General features: G+C 34.1%; 16 protein-coding genes. 4 read left to right on the forward strand and 12 right to left on the reverse strand.

The genetic code is table 11. The features are described 5' to 3' along the window. Window positions 1-52: 52 nt before the first annotated feature. Window positions 53-871: a sulfite exporter TauE/SafE family protein gene (locus MHHB_RS01250; protein ID WP_131006803.1), complete on the reverse strand. Its 819-nt coding sequence runs from the start codon at window positions 869-871 to the stop codon at window positions 53-55. A gap of 465 nt (window positions 872-1,336) precedes the next feature. Here MHHB_RS01250 and MHHB_RS01255 point away from each other — a divergent pair, with 465 nt between their 5' ends. Continuing rightward, window positions 1,337-2,368 (forward strand): NOG1 family protein, encoded by a 1,032-nt coding sequence (locus MHHB_RS01255; RefSeq protein ID WP_131006804.1) that lies wholly within the window; start codon window positions 1,337-1,339, stop codon window positions 2,366-2,368. 214 nt (window positions 2,369-2,582) lie between these two features. Here MHHB_RS01255 and trpD read toward each other — a convergent pair whose 3' ends face one another. The 7 genes from trpD to guaB form a co-directional block, all read right to left on the reverse strand. Then, a complete protein-coding gene (gene trpD, locus MHHB_RS01260) occupies window positions 2,583-3,572 on the reverse strand; it encodes an anthranilate phosphoribosyltransferase (RefSeq protein ID WP_131006805.1) in 990 nt (329 codons plus the stop codon). A gap of 242 nt (window positions 3,573-3,814) precedes the next feature. Further along, window positions 3,815-4,507: an indole-3-glycerol phosphate synthase TrpC gene (gene trpC / locus MHHB_RS01265; protein WP_131006806.1), complete on the reverse strand. Its 693-nt coding sequence runs from the start codon at window positions 4,505-4,507 to the stop codon at window positions 3,815-3,817. 4 nt (window positions 4,508-4,511) lie between these two features. Continuing rightward, window positions 4,512-5,294: a methyl-accepting chemotaxis protein gene (locus MHHB_RS06510; RefSeq protein ID WP_131006807.1), complete on the reverse strand. Its 783-nt coding sequence runs from the start codon at window positions 5,292-5,294 to the stop codon at window positions 4,512-4,514. A gap of 4 nt (window positions 5,295-5,298) precedes the next feature. Continuing rightward, the gene (locus tag MHHB_RS01275) at window positions 5,299-6,069 is read right to left on the reverse strand and encodes an oxygen-binding di-iron domain-containing protein (RefSeq protein ID WP_131006808.1); all 771 of its coding nucleotides are present in this window, start codon (window positions 6,067-6,069) and stop codon (window positions 5,299-5,301) included. Window positions 6,070-6,463: 394 nt separating this feature from the next. Further along, window positions 6,464-7,516: a radical SAM protein gene (locus MHHB_RS01280; RefSeq protein ID WP_131006809.1), complete on the reverse strand. Its 1,053-nt coding sequence runs from the start codon at window positions 7,514-7,516 to the stop codon at window positions 6,464-6,466. A 377-nt stretch (window positions 7,517-7,893) separates the two neighbouring features. After that, window positions 7,894-8,139, reverse strand: a complete 246-nt coding sequence (locus MHHB_RS01285) for a PRC-barrel domain-containing protein (RefSeq protein WP_131006810.1) — start codon at window positions 8,137-8,139, stop codon at window positions 7,894-7,896. Between the two features lie 84 nt (window positions 8,140-8,223). Further along, window positions 8,224-9,717 (reverse strand): IMP dehydrogenase, encoded by a 1,494-nt coding sequence (gene guaB, locus MHHB_RS01290; protein WP_131006811.1) that lies wholly within the window; start codon window positions 9,715-9,717, stop codon window positions 8,224-8,226. Between the two features lie 476 nt (window positions 9,718-10,193). On the opposite strand from guaB, the gene MHHB_RS01295 reads away from it, so the two are divergent. Then, complete coding sequence (locus MHHB_RS01295; RefSeq protein WP_131006812.1) at window positions 10,194-10,715, forward strand: hypothetical protein; 522 nt, start codon at window positions 10,194-10,196, stop codon at window positions 10,713-10,715. A 119-nt stretch (window positions 10,716-10,834) separates the two neighbouring features. Here the strand turns inward: MHHB_RS01295 and MHHB_RS01300 are convergent, their stop codons facing one another. Then, window positions 10,835-11,206: a nascent polypeptide-associated complex protein gene (locus tag MHHB_RS01300; protein WP_131006813.1), complete on the reverse strand. Its 372-nt coding sequence runs from the start codon at window positions 11,204-11,206 to the stop codon at window positions 10,835-10,837. 640 nt (window positions 11,207-11,846) lie between these two features. Here MHHB_RS01300 and MHHB_RS01305 point away from each other — a divergent pair. Next, a complete protein-coding gene (locus MHHB_RS01305; protein WP_131006814.1) occupies window positions 11,847-12,614 on the forward strand; it encodes an NAD+ synthase in 768 nt (255 codons plus the stop codon). A 309-nt stretch (window positions 12,615-12,923) separates the two neighbouring features. Here the strand turns inward: MHHB_RS01305 and MHHB_RS01310 are convergent, their stop codons facing one another. The 3 genes from MHHB_RS01310 to rpsB form a co-directional block, all read right to left on the reverse strand. Then, complete coding sequence (locus MHHB_RS01310) at window positions 12,924-13,586, reverse strand: 30S ribosomal protein S3ae (protein ID WP_131006815.1); 663 nt, start codon at window positions 13,584-13,586, stop codon at window positions 12,924-12,926. 70 nt (window positions 13,587-13,656) lie between these two features. Further along, entirely contained in the window at window positions 13,657-14,274 is a 618-nt protein-coding gene (locus MHHB_RS01315; protein ID WP_131006847.1) for an HVO_0476 family zinc finger protein, read from the reverse strand. A 16-nt stretch (window positions 14,275-14,290) separates the two neighbouring features. Next, complete coding sequence (gene rpsB, locus MHHB_RS01320) at window positions 14,291-14,956, reverse strand: 30S ribosomal protein S2 (protein WP_131006816.1); 666 nt, start codon at window positions 14,954-14,956, stop codon at window positions 14,291-14,293. Between the two features lie 197 nt (window positions 14,957-15,153). Here rpsB and MHHB_RS01325 point away from each other — a divergent pair, with 197 nt between their 5' ends. Further along, window positions 15,154-15,672, forward strand: coding sequence for a DUF531 domain-containing protein (locus tag MHHB_RS01325; RefSeq protein WP_394342764.1), 519 nt, complete (start codon window positions 15,154-15,156; stop codon window positions 15,670-15,672). The last annotated feature ends 289 nt before the right edge of the window (window positions 15,673-15,961 follow it).

Below are 15,961 nucleotides of genomic sequence, written 5' to 3' on the forward strand. Positions count from 1 at the left end.
AATCGTACATTTAAATAGTTTTTGTTATTACTCTTAAGATTTTTCTTAATGTTCAACTAACGAATGTTTCCCAGATTCCTATAAGCATTAGTATGGAATATAGAATATACTTCAATGTTCGGGATTTCACCTTGTAGGTGGCTACTGCCCCATATCTGGAAGATATCATAGCTGCAAACCCCACTATTAGCCCAACTACTATGGATACATATCCAATGTTTAGAAGATGTCTATAGGTAGGACACGGTACAGCCATATAGCCTATAATACCGATCAAAGATGTCAATACCATCATACCACTAGATATACCGATAGCTATTCTTATGGGAAATTTCAGGAGATATATTAAAATAGGTATGGTGATTATTCCCCCACCTATACCAAATATAGAAGAAACAATTCCTACAGAGATGCCTATAACAAACAATTTTCTATAATCTATAGTAGAATATGTAGTTTCTATACTCCTTAATATCTTCCTCTTGATGGTATATATACCATAAATAGATATAAGAATTAACAAGATACCAAATAACCTTTTATGTAAATCTCCACTCAAATACTCCATCGAAATCTTTAAACCAATTAATGAGCCTACAACTCCAAAAATTCCTAAAACTAAGGAACATCTCCATAGAATATTTCCCCTAAGATAGTGTTTGTAAGCACTGACTACTGAAGTCAAAAAGACTGTAAATAAACTCGTTCCAACGGCCATCTTTATGGAGATGTCAAGAGGTATACCCATACTACGGAATAAACTGTTAAATACTGGTACTAAGATAAATCCTCCTCCAATACCTAATAATCCAGCGATGAACCCAATAACTATTCCCAATGCTACTAACGATATTATCAGTATTTCTTCCATTGGTATATCCCAGTTTTTTCATTTTATATTTTTTAGAGATAATAAAGATTAATGGGTTAATTACAGGGAAAAGATGATTTCTTATTTATTTCAATTTTAGCCACTACCAGTATTTATAGATATAGACTATACTAATCAAAGATTACGGAAATGAAGGATCTACTTCTTTTTTATTTTTTACCCTTCTTAATTTTATAAAAATAGTTAAAAAAAGATAAAAATCCTAGTTCCATTAAAAAATGACAATTTAAAAATTTAATAAAAATCTTAGGAAAAAAATCACTAATAAAATTGGAATAAAACCTATTGAATGTCTCAAGGTCATGGTAAACACTAAGATAGAGATTAGGAATTTTATTTGTAGTACCATTATATTTGTTTTTAAACTATCACTTTTAATAGGAACTAGATTTTTAATAAAAAGAAGAGTTAAATGTTTTATACTATAACTATTCTGGTGAAAATATGAGAAAGAGAAAGGAAGACAATCCATTTAAAAAAATTCCCACCATACTCTTCCCAGAGGAACTTATGAACAAGGCCTACAATAGGGCGGAAAAAGCTGCAGATAAACTTAGAAAGTCTACAATAGGTCTCAGTTTGTATAAGTCAAGAGTTATAGAGGAGCAGAAGGTAAGAACTGCGACTTCTGTTATAGCAGATTACCTACTGAATATAGTAAAGAAGACCCCTTCCATAGATAATTTAAATCCCTTCTACAGAGAGATATTGGAAATCTTAATAGACAGTGATGAATTTAAGAAGTCCCTTGGTGCTTTACATTGGGCTTCTCAGTTGGTTAGAAAACTTGGAAACACTTACAGTAGAAAGATAAGGAGAGCAAAGACCCCACAGGAAGCTTCAAAAATAAGGAGAGAGTTCTTTGGCAGGGTTTCCTCCATACTGAAACAGATATATCCAAATTTAGCCTGTATTGCAGTAGCCAGAGAAAAACTGAAGAATATCCCAACTGTCAAAGATGTACCAACGGTAGTAATAGCAGGTTATCCCAACGTTGGAAAATCCTCACTTCTAAGGAAGTTGACAGATGCAAAACCTGAAGTAAATTCCTATCCCTTTACAACTAAAGGGCTCAACGTTGGATATTCCCACTACGGTATTCAATTTATAGATACACCTGGGATACTTGATAGACCTATCTACGAAAGAAACGATATAGAACTCCATGCAGTTGTAGCCCTTAACTACCTTGCAGATGGAATAATCTATGTAATAGACCCTACCGAATACTGTGGCTACCCTATAGATGAGCAACTTAATCTATTGAACGAGATTATGGAGACATTCAATATACCTATAATAGTTGCTATAAACAAGATAGATGTAGATGAAAGTGAATACAGAGAGAACTTAGAGAAGGTAGAGAAGTTTTTAAGGGAGAAAGGTATTAAAAATGTTGTTAAAATATCCACTGAAAAAGATATCAACTTAGATATTTTAAAGAGAAAAGTTGTTGAAATTGTAAAAGAATCATGAAATTAAGAAATTAGTAAAATCTTAGTTTCTATTTAAAAATCCACAGATGAAATAGTTATAAAACCTTAGTTCCCATTAAGTAGTTATAAAAAATTATAACAAAAATCTCAATCATTATTTTTATAATCATTATTTTTAATATTTTTATAAGGATTTAATGAAACCAGGAGACTTTATTATTAAAGTTATAAATATTACTTTGGCGGATCTAATTTTACTTTAATTTCAACTTTTCCGAATATTTCTTTATCTCTTCTAACTTCTCCAACACCTTCCCACTATCTATCGCATTATTTACCATCTCCACTGCTTCTAGATAATCTGATACCATCCCACAGGTGTAGAGAACTGCAGATGCATTCAGTACTATAAAGTTTCTATCCTCGTTCCTCTTACCAGATAATACCTTGAGTATCCTTTTTGCACTCTCCTCAGGACTGTGACATGGTACTATCTTCGATCTCTCCAATCCAAAATCACTGGGAGATAGAGTATATGTCTCAATTTTATTTCCTACCACTTCACATACCTTTGATGGCCCTCTTGGATCCAACTCGTCGAGGCCATTTCCATGAACTACAAGGGCTCTCTTAACCCCCAACAACTTTAAAGCTTCCCCAACCTTCTCCACCAGATCTGGGGCGTTAACACCTACCATCTGATACTCTGGATTTGCTGGATTTGTTAGAGGTCCTAAGATGTTAAATATAGTTCTTATACCTAACTCCCTCCTAATAGGCATGATCTTCTTTAGGGCTGGGTGATATTTTGGAGCAAAAAGAAAGACGAAGTTCGTCTTCTCTATCATCTTCTTTGTCTCTTCAGGTGGGACATCTATTTCAACACCTAGAACCTTCAATACATCTGCAGAGCCACTTTGTGAGGTAACAGATACATTTCCATGTTTTGCAACCTTTGTGAATGCTGAGAGTATTATAGACACAGCTGTACTTACATTTACAGTGGAAGATCTATCTCCTCCAGTACCACAGGTATCTACTATACCTCTACCGAGATTCACCTTAATAGCCCTATCTCTCATAGCTCTTGCAAAACCTGCAATTTCCTCAGAAGTAACACCTTTAGTCTGAAGTGCTGTAAGGTAGGCACCTATTCTTACGTCGCTCTCCTCGAGTAGTGTGTTAAATAAGTTGTAAGCTTCTTCAAAAGATAGATTTTGGCCTTCTACGATTTTACTCAACATAACCTGACCTCCATAAAAACTTTTAAATAAGATATATTATTTTTAGTAGTTATACCTCCAATATTATTCTTATTTCTTCAATTTTCTTCAATTAATCGAAATACAATTATACCGAAAACAATGAATATGAAAGATACAAATAAACAAATAAAAAAGTAAAATAAACTTTTATTACTCTTGGCTTACGATTTTCTTCTTAAGAAGTTTTTATTATTATGATTCTGTAAAATTAACCATTTTATTCAATATAACTTAGCATCCACAAAACTTTTGACGAAATTTAAGGTATCTTCAGCTCTCATAAAACTTGTACCTATAAGGGCTGCATCTGTATACTTCAGAGCTACCTTTAGGTCTTCTAAGGTGGAGATACCACTTTCACTGACAGAAACAACACCCTTTGGTAGATACTTGGATAACTTCTCTGTGAGGGATACGTTACCGTCGTCTCGTTCCAACTTGGAAATATCCCTGTTATTTATCCCGATCATAGTAGTGTTAGTCCCCTTAGCTATCTCCATCTCTTCCCTACTATGCACTTCAACTAAGGTATCTAGCTCATGCTCCAAGGCATAATCAACGAATTCACTAGTTTTCTCCTTTAAGAGCCTTCCTATTAGTAGTATTGCACTTCCTTCCGCTTCTGCAGTTCTCTCTATTTCCTCCTTTGATGTAATAAAGTCCTTCCTCAATACAGGGAGATCTGTAGAAGCACATATCTTTTTAAAGACGTTAAAATCCCCCCTAAAGTACCTTTTATCTGTAATATAAGATATACCTGCAACCCCAGCCTCCTCGTATATCCTAAGAATATCTATCTCATTTCTACCTCTAAGTAGATCGCCATGCTTAGGAGAAAAAACTTTTATCTCGGCAATAATTGGATTTTTGCCCTCTTTCTTTTTACTCACTATAGATTTTGCCATCCTGTACATGAAATCACCTGAGCTTGACTACTTTTTTATCCCCTTCATTTATAGCCAGTTGAACCAGCAGATTCCCTAACTTCCTGTTAAATTTCTCCTGCATCTTATTGAAATTCTCCATTGCTATCGATATACCACTTAAACTTTTGATATCATGAACGAATCTCTCCTGGTCTTTTGTAATCTTATTTAGTCTGTTGTTTATCTCTACGATCTCGTTGATATCCTTTGCCAGCATTTTTGTTCCTTCTTTTGTCTTATCTATAACATTTAACACATCCTTTAGTACTTCGAGATCTCTCATAACTTCGGAGTTGAATTTTTCAATCTCCTTCGTCAGCTTCATAGTTTGATTAGCCATCTCTCTAATTTCATTTGCTACAACTGCAAATCCCCTCCCAAATTCGCCAGCCCTTGCGGCTTCAATGGATGCGTTTAGGGCTATTAAACTGGTATGTTTTGCAACATCGTTTATTGAACTACTCATCTTGGATATATATTTTAAATTCTCGACGAGACGGTTAAACTCCCTTGCGAATATCTCCAGCTTCTGAAAGAATGGTAGAAAATCGTCTCTAAATTTTTCTAGATCTTCTATAATCTCAGATAAATTCTCTATATTTTCAACTATCATCTCGTTATTTTTTACAAAATGCTCACTAATATCTGTTACTAGGTTGTATATTATCTTGGACGTTTCTTTATTTGCAGATTCTATACGGACTGCATCTGCAAAAATATCTGAAACTATATGTAAATTGCTGTTATCTTTATCCTTGTCAAGATTTTTCTTCATATAATCACCTTATTAGATCTGTACCACACTTCAAATTACTTAAGAAGTTGAAGAACTTGGTAATATGCTTTCTTGGAATAATCCCCCCATGCTGTGGGACAATTGCTTCTATATCTAAATTTCTAACTCTGTCAACCCAATGTCTCAGAGCGTGATTATTTGCCATCAATCTTTCATGTAACGGCTTCATAGCTTCGATATGTTTATCTATGTCTTCGATTATTAGGGACGGTTCCTCCAACATAGCTATTCCAATATCACCGGTAAATAGGAATTTACTCCGTCTATCGTAGATAGTGAAATGTCCAGGACTATGGAGAAAGTGGGCAGGTATGAATTCCAAGGTCGTTGTACCAAAGGATATCTGCTCGCCTTTATCTGGTAGTGGATGTGCTACACTGTCAACATCCTCAAATCCAAAATGTGGCAAGAACCTTATCCACAACCAGCTTGTAACAAGTTTTGCATTTGTTATAGCCCTCCAGAGTGGAATACTACCTGCTACATCTGGATCCTGGTGACACATGTATATATACTCTATATTTTTAGGATTTATATATTTAGAGATATTGGATAGGACTTTTGGAAATATCTTATATCCTCCTGGGTCCAGCAAAAATCCTCTCTTTTTATTTACTATTAAATAGCTGTTGATATCCACATCCCCACTACCTGACATATTTGTCCCAAGATAAACTACTAGATGGTCATCATCTCTATAGAGAACATGGTCTTTTCTTGGATCTAATCCATATTTAAGGTTGTACGTTGCCATTTTTATCCCCAGATTATTTTTAATAAAATTAACAATTATTACAGTTTTAAATAATTGGTAAAAGATACAATAAGGGACAAATTTCTTTTTTTTACCCTTAAATAAGAGACACCTATAGATCTTTTATTTAATTTATTTTATTTTAATCTATTTATCATTCTTTAATTTATTAATAATATTATAAAAATTATCTTATACTATACTTCAGTCCCTATCAAAATCCTGATAAAAATTGATAATTAATTATATAAAATATTTAAAAAGATAAATTCAAAAATATCTTCAAAACAGTTAAACACTAAAAAGGGGACTGAAACAGGTAATATCCCTTAAGTATTTCTGGATACTGAGGAAATAGGAAAGATCTTCCTTAAGAGAACGTATACTATGAACTTTAACTCCTAATCCTTTTTAAAATCTTTGATATATACTCCTCTATTTTCTTGTTAATGGCATCCCTTAGAGATTCCAAGAGTTTCATATTCTCTTCGCTGATAACAATCTCTTCATCTACGTAAGGTGTATTCTCAAGTTTCTTATTCCCCTTTAGAACTTCTATATCAGAGAAAGTACCCAACAACAACCTACCTGTTGATCTTATTTCCTTTTCCACTGTAATACCTTCCTTTTTTCCGTAGATACTGAAGAGGGGAAACTTGGTTATGGTATTGGAGCCACTCATTATCAATGGGCCTATGTTACTAAGTTTATCTACCCAAGTACCTGTGATTATCTCTATCTTTGGAAAGTTAAGTCTCACAGTGGAAATCCAATTCATGTACTCCAAGGTAGTGATGGAACTTCTGTTTTCAAATATAGTGTTTTTCTGGGGATTTAAGGAGTAGAAGGTTATCCTGTCTAGGTCCAACTCCTCTATTAAGTCTAGTAGTTTATCAATATCCTTCTCCTTCTCTCCTAAACCAAGTATGATAGTTATACCTGTCTTTAAGCCGTACTCTTTAGCCTTCAATAGCATGTCCTTTGTTTTATCCAGAGGTTTCTGGGGACAGAGATATCTATGGAGATCCTCATTTACAGTCTCCACTGCTCCAACAATACCCTCTACCAGATCTAAGTTCAACTTCTCGAAATCTATAATGCCCACATTTAAATACTGTTTAGACTTTTGGAGGTATGCAACTAACTCCAATATCCTGTTTAACTCCTTAGGTGTATATCCATAACCTCCAGAGATGAACTCCAACTTCCAGCCTATCCTCTTCATAAGTATTGCCTCTGCAAGTATGCCCTCCAATCTTCTCCTGGCAGATTTAGGATCCTTTATTTTATTTTTCTGGGTGGACATGTAGCAGAACTTACAGGGATCCTTGAGATTACAGTACCACCCTAAGAAGAGTGCCCTTTTTAAATCGACGAAATTTCCATGGTACTTAGTAGTTAGTTTATAAGCTTTGATAGAGTTCTCCATAACTTCTAAAGGGTCCATAAGAATCTCCATGAGTTTTTTATTTTTTTTATCTTAACAATTAACAAATTTGACAGAGATACGATAAAAGAGCTTCATAAATAATTTTCACTCCAAATCTGTTAAACTCTCTTGGACCATTGGACATGTTATGAGCTTATTCAATCCTCGAAGACAAAAATAGCACTAGAAATTAAAGATCCTGAATACTGGGATGAAGAAGTTAGATTAGAAAAATATCCAAGGGATCATCTTCCTCCAATCTTCAGGAGTAGTTATCTGGTTATACTTTTATCTTTTTAAATTAATTTTTTATCTTATTATTTTCATATACTGTTTTCATTATTTTTAACATTTTGATAGAAATTAGGGTATATAAAAATAAAGTAATTTAAAAATCATTTTTTTGACAATTTTACTAAGACTATATTTCCTATAGACTCTACAACTCTATAGGGTATAACAACCTTCTTAGAGGGGTCATCTACCTTATCTTTTAAACATCCCTTGTAGACATCACTTACCACTATACCACTCACTACAGCCTTTTCAGTATCTATCATGGCGTCGTAGACTTCTCCAACGTAGTAACCCTTTGTAGTGTATATCTTTTTATTCAGGATTTCACTAACTTTAATTGCCATAGTAAGACCACCTAAATTTTTAATACCTGTCAGGCAGTGCCGGTATCCTCATCCTATCAGCGGGGGTAACTCTCATCATCCAGGTTAGAATCTGTTAATTGGATAGTTTGGAGCCTCGTTGGTTATAAGTATATCATGAGGATGACTCTCCCTCTGGCCACTTTGAGTTATTATGACAAACCTCCCCTTTTCTTTCAACTCCCTTATATTCCTCGCTCCGCAGTATCCCATAGAAGATTTCAGGCCTCCTACAAGTTGGAATATAACCTCACTTACAGGTCCCTTGTAAGGTACTGCTCCCTCAACACCTTCTGGCACCAACTTTACATGTTTCATGTGACTCTTACTCTGGAAGTATCTATCTGCCCCTGCACCTACACCTCCCATCATAGCACCGAGGGATCCCATACCTCTATACTGCTTATACTTTCTACCGTTTATAGTTATCAACTGTCCCGGTGCCTCATCTGTCCCTGCAAGTAAACCCCCCAACATTACAGCATCCGCTCCAGCGGCAATTGCCTTGGCTATATCTCCACTGTACTTTATACCTCCATCTGCAATTATCGGTACTTCGTCATCCTTTGCAACCTCTGCAACCTCTGCAATCGCAGTTAACTGGGGAATCCCCACACCTGCCACTATCCTTGTAGTACATATACTTCCAGGCCCTATACCTACCTTGAGAACATCTGCCCCAGCATCTATAAGATCCCTTGCAGCTTCCTTAGTTGCTATATTTCCTACAATCAATACAGTGTTCTTATCTTTTTTCTCTATCAATCTTTTAATCTTACCTATAGCCTCTACCACCCTCATGTTATGGGCATGTGCACAATCTATAGTTATGGCGTCTACTCCAGCATCTATAAGGGCTTCTGCTCTCTTTAAGTCATGTGGGCCACAGGCTGCAGATACCAACAGTCTTCCATCTTTATCCCTGGCAGCCTCTGGATACTGTTTCCTTTTCAAGATGTCCCTCAGTGTTATCATTCCTATTATCCTGTTGCCCTCATCTACAATAGGTAGTCTTTCTATTCTGTTCTCGTACATGATACTCATTGCCTCTTCATGTGTGATATTTTCGTCACTGTAGACAACATCTTTAGTCATCACCTCTTTAACTGGGATGTTGTCCTCCTGTATATATTTAATATCCCTTGTAGTAACTATACCCACCAGTTTGTTGTTTTCATCCACCACAGGCAGTCCTCCAATAGAGTACAACTCCATGATCTTTTTAGCATCTCCTATGTTACTGTCTTGGGATATTGTAATAACATCTCTGATAATAATATCTTCAGCCTTTTTAACTGATATTACCTGACTCACCTGTTCCTTTATAGACATGTTTCTGTGGATTACACCAAGACCTCCTTTCCTCGCTAGGGCAATTGCCATTTCCTTCTCGGTTACAGTGTCCATTGCAGCCGAGACGATAGGTATATTCAACTTCAAACCTGCAAGATCTGTAGAGGTATCTGTATCCTTTGGTTCTACGTATGAAGCATTAGGTACAAGTAAAACATCGTCAAAGGTGTAGGCCATTTTTGCCCCGTATATCTTCTCTAAGAACAAGATCTCACCTATGTTCTTTTTGGTTATATTATGGTAATTAGTATATATAGTTTGTTTTTATAACGGATCTGTCAAAACAAAAACATTAAACATTATAAGAGTTACTATAAACTAACATTTCTTCTCTTCAAATGTTAGAAGAATGACCTTTCTTCTCAACGTTTCTCAACGTGAAAAGGAAATTCCTTTCCTTATATATCTTTTAACTTCAAAAAGGAGAAAAAGAAATGTGAGAAATATTGACGTTTCAAAGACTGTAGAATACTGGCACTATTTCTACAGGATGTTCATATTTTGTTCCTATGTGCTTTAGGGAGTGGGTAATTATTAGATATTGAAATTAGAAAATTTAATAGAAAAATATATAAATCTAACATAGTTATAATAAATTATTACATAACTTCAATTTATAGAAATATAAAAATATTCAAATATCTATAATTAATATAATTAAAAACACACTTGTAGTGGAAAATATGAGACCATTAACTAAGGGTAATATAAAATACATAGTAGATCAAGATACACCTATTCAGCAGTACTTCTGTAGTTTGTTGTTAAGTACCTTAGCAGAACTTATAGAAGATTCTCAGTTATTTATAGATTCTGTAATGGAGGCTATAGGTCCTAACCTCTACGTAATCCTAAAGGCAAAGAAGTTAATTAAGGAAAATTACTCAGATTTTGAAGATTTTATCAGGGATGTAAATAATGCTATGAATATATGTGATAGTGTAAATGTTATCCCTGATAAAGATTCATTAGTTGTCTATCTTTATAGGAACTATGGATACTGTAAATACTGCCCAGTAAATATCGGTGGAGCAGATCTAGTGTCTACAGGGTGTCCATTTCCAGTTTTATTTGAAGTTATGGGAAAAGAGGCAGGATTTGAATATAAGGCTACTGGTATTAAAAGAGAAGAAAGAGCCTGTGTAATATATTATAAAAAGGTTAAAAATAATATAAAAGGTATCAACATCATAGGATATAAATAAGAGAGTTAAAGAGTATCATAGATAACGCTCATCAGGATAAAGAACTATGAGTCCTGAACCTTTCATGAGACTAAAACTACAAAGACTACCTTAAAAGAGAAGATCACCTTTATAGTAGCTTATCCACCTAATCTCAGTATAGCCTCTGCTATATCTCCGTTACACTCCTCAAGTGCCTTAAGAGCTTCCTCTCTTGAAACGTTACACTGATTCATAACCAACTGGATATCCTCCTCAGTTATCTCCAACTTAACTTCTTCGTCCTTTATATCTTCCTCTTTTTTTATCTTTTTAACTTTCCCAGAAATAGTGTATGTTTTATTTCCAAACATGTCCATTACTTGAACCTTAGGTTTCTCAAAGATCAAGATTTTATCCTCCAATTCAATGGTTACCTTTAAAGCCTTTAATTCCTCAGTTTCCATACCCATTTCTTTCATCATCTTCTGCATCTGTTTTATCATTCTTGGACTCATCTTTCCAGGAAACATACTTTCACCTCAGGTTTTTAATAATTAATGATTAAATCCCTAATATTATTATATAATTTACTTTAGTTTCTATTGGAGTAGTGATTAAAAGAATAATAAAAATTATTAGTATTACAATGAAAATGAAAAAATTCTTACATTGTTGATATCACAGTTGTATCAGAAAAATTTTTGAAGTTTTATATTTAAAATGATTAGGGTTTTTTATTTTTGAAATCTTATTTTATTATTTTTTTATAATTATCATTATTTATGGTTTTTTATAGGATTATTTACAATAACGAAACAAAATTCTAAGATCAATAAAAGAATAATAAAAAAGAAAAGCAATAAATAGAGGTAAAGAGTAAAAATATAACCTCTATGCCAGAATATATGGAAACAGAGTGAAGTTTCTGCAATCCTCCTTCTTAGAAAATTTTTACCTTTTTTATTAATTTTGCTTATGTATCTATCACCAATATTATAAATCTTCCAATATTATTAATAGATATTAAAATTTTATATCTCAATATTACAAATTATGTGTAATATATAGTTTTTGATGTAAGATAAAAATAAAAATAAAAAATTTCCATGATATCTTGATGGGAAAAGATATTATATACAATATTGAGGGATATCTACCATAGGTGAAACCATGAAAAATGTAGAAAAAACTGTTGAAAAATTAACGCACTTTATAAAGAATGTTGTAAAAAAAGCCGGGGCCAGGGGGGTTGTTGTGGGGTTGAGTGGAGGGATAGACAGTTCTGTCGTGGCTACACTATGTGTAAAGGCTCTTGGGAGGGATAAAGTATTGGGAGTTATAATGCCTGAGAGGGACTCAGACCCTAAGGATATAGAACATGCTAAGATGATTGCAGAAAAACTCGGTATAAGGTATATACTATCAGATATCACAGATATACTAAGGGCATTTGGAGCAGGTGGTTATATCCCCACAAGGGAGTTTGATAAGATAGCAGATGGAAACCTGAAGGCCAGGATAAGGATGTGTATTCTTTATTACTTTGCAAATAGGAGAAAGCTTCTTGTTGCCGGCACCTCCAACAAATCAGAACTCTATATGGGGTATGGAACGAAGTATGGGGACTTAGGTAGCGACTTTCTCGTTATAGGTAACCTCTTTAAGACTGAAGTTAGAGAGTTGGCAAAGTATTTAGGAATACCTCAGGAGATAATAAATAAGCCTCCATCAGCAGGACTTTGGAAGGGACAGAGAGATGAAGAAGAGTTAGGAATAACCTACGAAGTGTTAGATAGAATACTCGAAAGGATAGAGAAGGGGGAAGACAAGGAGAAGATATCCAAGAATTTAAATGTTCCACTATTTCAAGTGGAGGAGATACTAAATAGAATAGAGGCCAACAGGCACAAGTTAGGTCCAATATTTCCTCCAAAGTAATAGGCATAAATTATTAACATCCACATTAAATCAAAAAATAGAGATCTTTAAAGATACTCTAAGTCCTATCAAATGGTTAAAAATAATAAAAATAGTATATTATTATAAAATAATCAGGGTAAAAATAATAATTTAGAAAAGTATAAATAGATATCTGCTCCTGGAGATGGAGATTGGAGAAAGGCTATCCCTGGATATTTTCTAATCTAACATTAGATATTTTTTTTGTTTAAAAGTATTTTATTATTATATTTATTATCTTTTTATTATTATATTTACAATATATTTATTAGAGTAGTATTAAAGTAATCACTCCTCTTTTTTCTCCTCTAGCATTTTGTTTTCTTCTCCGGATGCCACCGATGTTTCACCAAACTCTAAAACCTCAGACTTGTAAATCTCTACTTTTTTAATTGGGAATATCTTTTTACATTCTTCATATATCTTTGTATTTAACTCATCTAAGAGCATGGCCTGAACAAATTCTGGGAATGTTGAATTCTTTGCAGTTTCTCTAATGATCTCTTCTGTTTTCTTTCTAATATCGGTTTTATGGCGATCTCTTGCCCTGTACGCAGTTAATACCATTGCCTTTACCCTTATCTTGTAGTTATCCTTTGTTCTTACATCTATAATTGTTGTTACCTTACTCATCCTCCTCCTTACCAGGGATTTTATATACTCCCTCGTTGTATCATGGCCTATGAATTGTGTTGTAGCGTTGTTTCCACTAACCCCATTTATCTTAAAGTACATCCTTATCATATGTTTGGCAGGATCATTTATGAGATCCTGTAAACTAACCTCTGCTACCCTCCCAATTACCTTTGCAGGATCGTTTGCTGGAGTCTGTCCTATCAGAACACCTCCAAAGGCCTGAGGTGTATATATATTATACCACACCTTTGTTTTCCAAGTATCCTTAGCAATCTTTTTTCCCCTGGTAGTAGTCCTAGCTTTCATCCTTACCATAGTTACACCTCATGCTATTGTTTTTAGTGATTTTTAGTGATTAAAAATATTAATAAAATATTAATAATAATCATAATAGATATTCAGTTAGATCCACATAGTTCTTAAAAGGTTTTGTAGGTTGGGCGTATATTCTCTTTATATTCCTTGCAATCTCCCTCTTAGAGGTTCCTTTCTCTGTCTTTATCATTTTTATTTTAAAGAAACCCTCCCCAACACGGTAAATATATCTGCTATCAAATACATAATCTTGGGGAACGAGTACATTTACAGAGTATGTCTTTCTTCCATCGTTGATAGATATACCTACCTTTTTAGGAATACTTAAAGATTTTGTCCATATAGTCCCTATATCTCCAACCTTTAAAGAGTGGATTCGCCTCTTACCTTCTATGCTCGTTATCTCCAAATCCTCCCCCTCTATGTTAATCACGTCTCCAACCTTTAATACTTCTTCAATAGGCATTTGGATAACTTTTTTTTCAGATTTTCCATACCTGCTGATTATTACCTTTACATCCTTCAACTTGATAGTTCTTTCCATCTCCCATATATAGCCACAGTCTAAACATTTTACCTTTAACTTTATATGTCTCTTAGATTCCTGCCTCTTTATAACTCTATGGGGAGTAATATCGCCACAGAGAGGACATTGGAAAGAGAGGATTTCCTCACTTTCATCCCCCATTTTCCCATCCATCTATTTATTTTTTCCTCCTTTTTCTCCTCCTTCCCTTCTGGAACTGTTGTGGTATAATTCTTATCTTAACGTTCATTGCCCTCTCTAAGAACTCCTCGTAGGTAAAGGGCACTTCCTCTCCAATTATACCCTTATTTTTTAAATACTCCCTAGCCATGAGATAGTAGATTAGGGCAACTGCCTTTCTACCCTTATTGTTTGTCGGAATTACAAAGTCTATAAAGGACGTTAGATGTTCTGTATCACACATACCTACAATAGGAATGCCTACTTCAATAGCTTCCTTCAGTGCCTGTCTATCTACTCTCGGATCACTGAGGAAGAGTATTTCAGGTTCCATGAAACTCTTAGTTACAGGGTTGGTTAAGGTACCTGGTATAAACCTTCCTGCAACTGTTGTTATACCTGTTACTTCTCCAAATTTCTTTAATGGACCCATGGAGTATATCCTCCTTGAAACAGCTAGGATATCCTCAGGTTCATACCTTGCCAGGAACTTACTTGCCAGTCTTATTCTCTCATCAGTCTTTCTAACATCTAACACATAGAGTCCATCAGATCTTACCCTGTAGATGAACCTCTTCATGTCTTCTGTTTTCTGCATGGTACCTATATGTACTCCTGCAGCTAAGTAGGTATCTAAGGTTACCAGCATGTTCTCTTCTGTCATACTATACCTCCAAAAGAGTGGTTTTTAATTTTATTTAAATAAGATTTTTAAATTTTTAATAAAAGAGTGGTTTTTACTCCCTGCTATTTTTGGATAAAAATCCAAAGTATTTAAATCTTTCGGTAGGAAATGTAAAGATACTAAAATCTTGCAATATCATGGGAAAATATATCTCTATGTCTTCCAAAGTGATAATTATGGTTATAAAGAGAATGACTCTAATACTCTATAACTCTTATGATAAGAGAAGGTGGCACGAGGCTCATAAAAGGGCTATAGCCAGAGCAGCACCTGTATGTTATGCTTTCAATTGCAACCTTGCAATTATGGACTTTCCCTGTACTAAGGAGGATATAAAATCCATAGAAACTACAATTGGAGAATCTGGAGAGTATCTGAAAAAGTTAATTGAGAGCAACAGATTTAATATAGTGGATAGTTATCAACCCCAATTCGGAATACCTATTGCGACAACATCAAAACCAAATGATAAAAAGTCTATAACACCTGAGGAAGTAGCGCAACTACTATTTAAAAAACCCTGTGGATTGTATATCGGTCTTGGAAGGCGCGGATTACCACGGGAGGTATTTGAGTTCTGTAAATATCATTTGGATATAACTAAGAGGAGAATTTCTCTGGAAACCTGTACTGCTATAGGAATAATACCTGCTGTAATAGATACATATATAGACATGTTTAAAAAAGTTAGATAATATAAACCCTGGTTCATCTAGTTCATCAAAAAGTTAAAAAACAATGATTGTAAAAATAATAAAAATTAATAAAAATGGTAATAAAGTAAAAAATTAAATATATATAATATACCACATCTATTTATCCCTGAACGTTGGAGAAGATGATCTTCTGTAAATATTTTCTAATATCATCCAACTATATCTTTGGTTTCGGAAAGATCTTAGAGTAGGATGTAGTCATTATTATTTTATGGGAATTTTATATTACTATTCTTATAATTGCTACTAAATGGGGACTAAGTGTAAG

It is taken from the genome of Methanofervidicoccus abyssi (genome assembly GCF_004310395.1).
GTDB lineage: Archaea > AGJL01 > Methanococci > Methanococcales > Methanococcaceae > Methanofervidicoccus > Methanofervidicoccus abyssi.

Excerpts from the sequence above, each read along its gene's own strand:
- MHHB_RS06510 (WP_131006807.1), bottom strand. The coding sequence starts at position 5,294 with ATGAAGAAAAATCTTGACAAGGATAAAGATAACAGCAATTTACATATA.
- MHHB_RS01305 (WP_131006814.1), top strand. The coding sequence starts at position 11,847 with ATGAAAAATGTAGAAAAAACTGTTGAAAAATTAACGCACTTTATAAAG.
- MHHB_RS01250 (WP_131006803.1), bottom strand. The coding sequence starts at position 871 with ATGGAAGAAATACTGATAATATCGTTAGTAGCATTGGGAATAGTTATT.
- trpC (WP_131006806.1), bottom strand. The coding sequence starts at position 4,507 with ATGTACAGGATGGCAAAATCTATAGTGAGTAAAAAGAAAGAGGGCAAA.
- rpsB (WP_131006816.1), bottom strand. The coding sequence starts at position 14,956 with ATGACAGAAGAGAACATGCTGGTAACCTTAGATACCTACTTAGCTGCA.
- MHHB_RS01285 (WP_131006810.1), bottom strand. The coding sequence starts at position 8,139 with ATGGCAATTAAAGTTAGTGAAATCCTGAATAAAAAGATATACACTACA.
- MHHB_RS01275 (WP_131006808.1), bottom strand. The coding sequence starts at position 6,069 with ATGGCAACGTACAACCTTAAATATGGATTAGATCCAAGAAAAGACCAT.
- MHHB_RS01280 (WP_131006809.1), bottom strand. The coding sequence starts at position 7,516 with ATGGACCCTTTAGAAGTTATGGAGAACTCTATCAAAGCTTATAAACTA.
- MHHB_RS01300 (WP_131006813.1), bottom strand. The coding sequence starts at position 11,206 with ATGTTTCCTGGAAAGATGAGTCCAAGAATGATAAAACAGATGCAGAAG.
- MHHB_RS01255 (WP_131006804.1), top strand. The coding sequence starts at position 1,337 with ATGAGAAAGAGAAAGGAAGACAATCCATTTAAAAAAATTCCCACCATA.
- MHHB_RS01315 (WP_131006847.1), bottom strand. The coding sequence starts at position 14,274 with ATGGGGGATGAAAGTGAGGAAATCCTCTCTTTCCAATGTCCTCTCTGT.
- trpD (WP_131006805.1), bottom strand. The coding sequence starts at position 3,572 with ATGTTGAGTAAAATCGTAGAAGGCCAAAATCTATCTTTTGAAGAAGCT.
- MHHB_RS01295 (WP_131006812.1), top strand. The coding sequence starts at position 10,194 with ATGAGACCATTAACTAAGGGTAATATAAAATACATAGTAGATCAAGAT.
- MHHB_RS01325 (WP_394342764.1), top strand. The coding sequence starts at position 15,154 with ATGGTTATAAAGAGAATGACTCTAATACTCTATAACTCTTATGATAAG.
- MHHB_RS01310 (WP_131006815.1), bottom strand. The coding sequence starts at position 13,586 with ATGGTAAGGATGAAAGCTAGGACTACTACCAGGGGAAAAAAGATTGCT.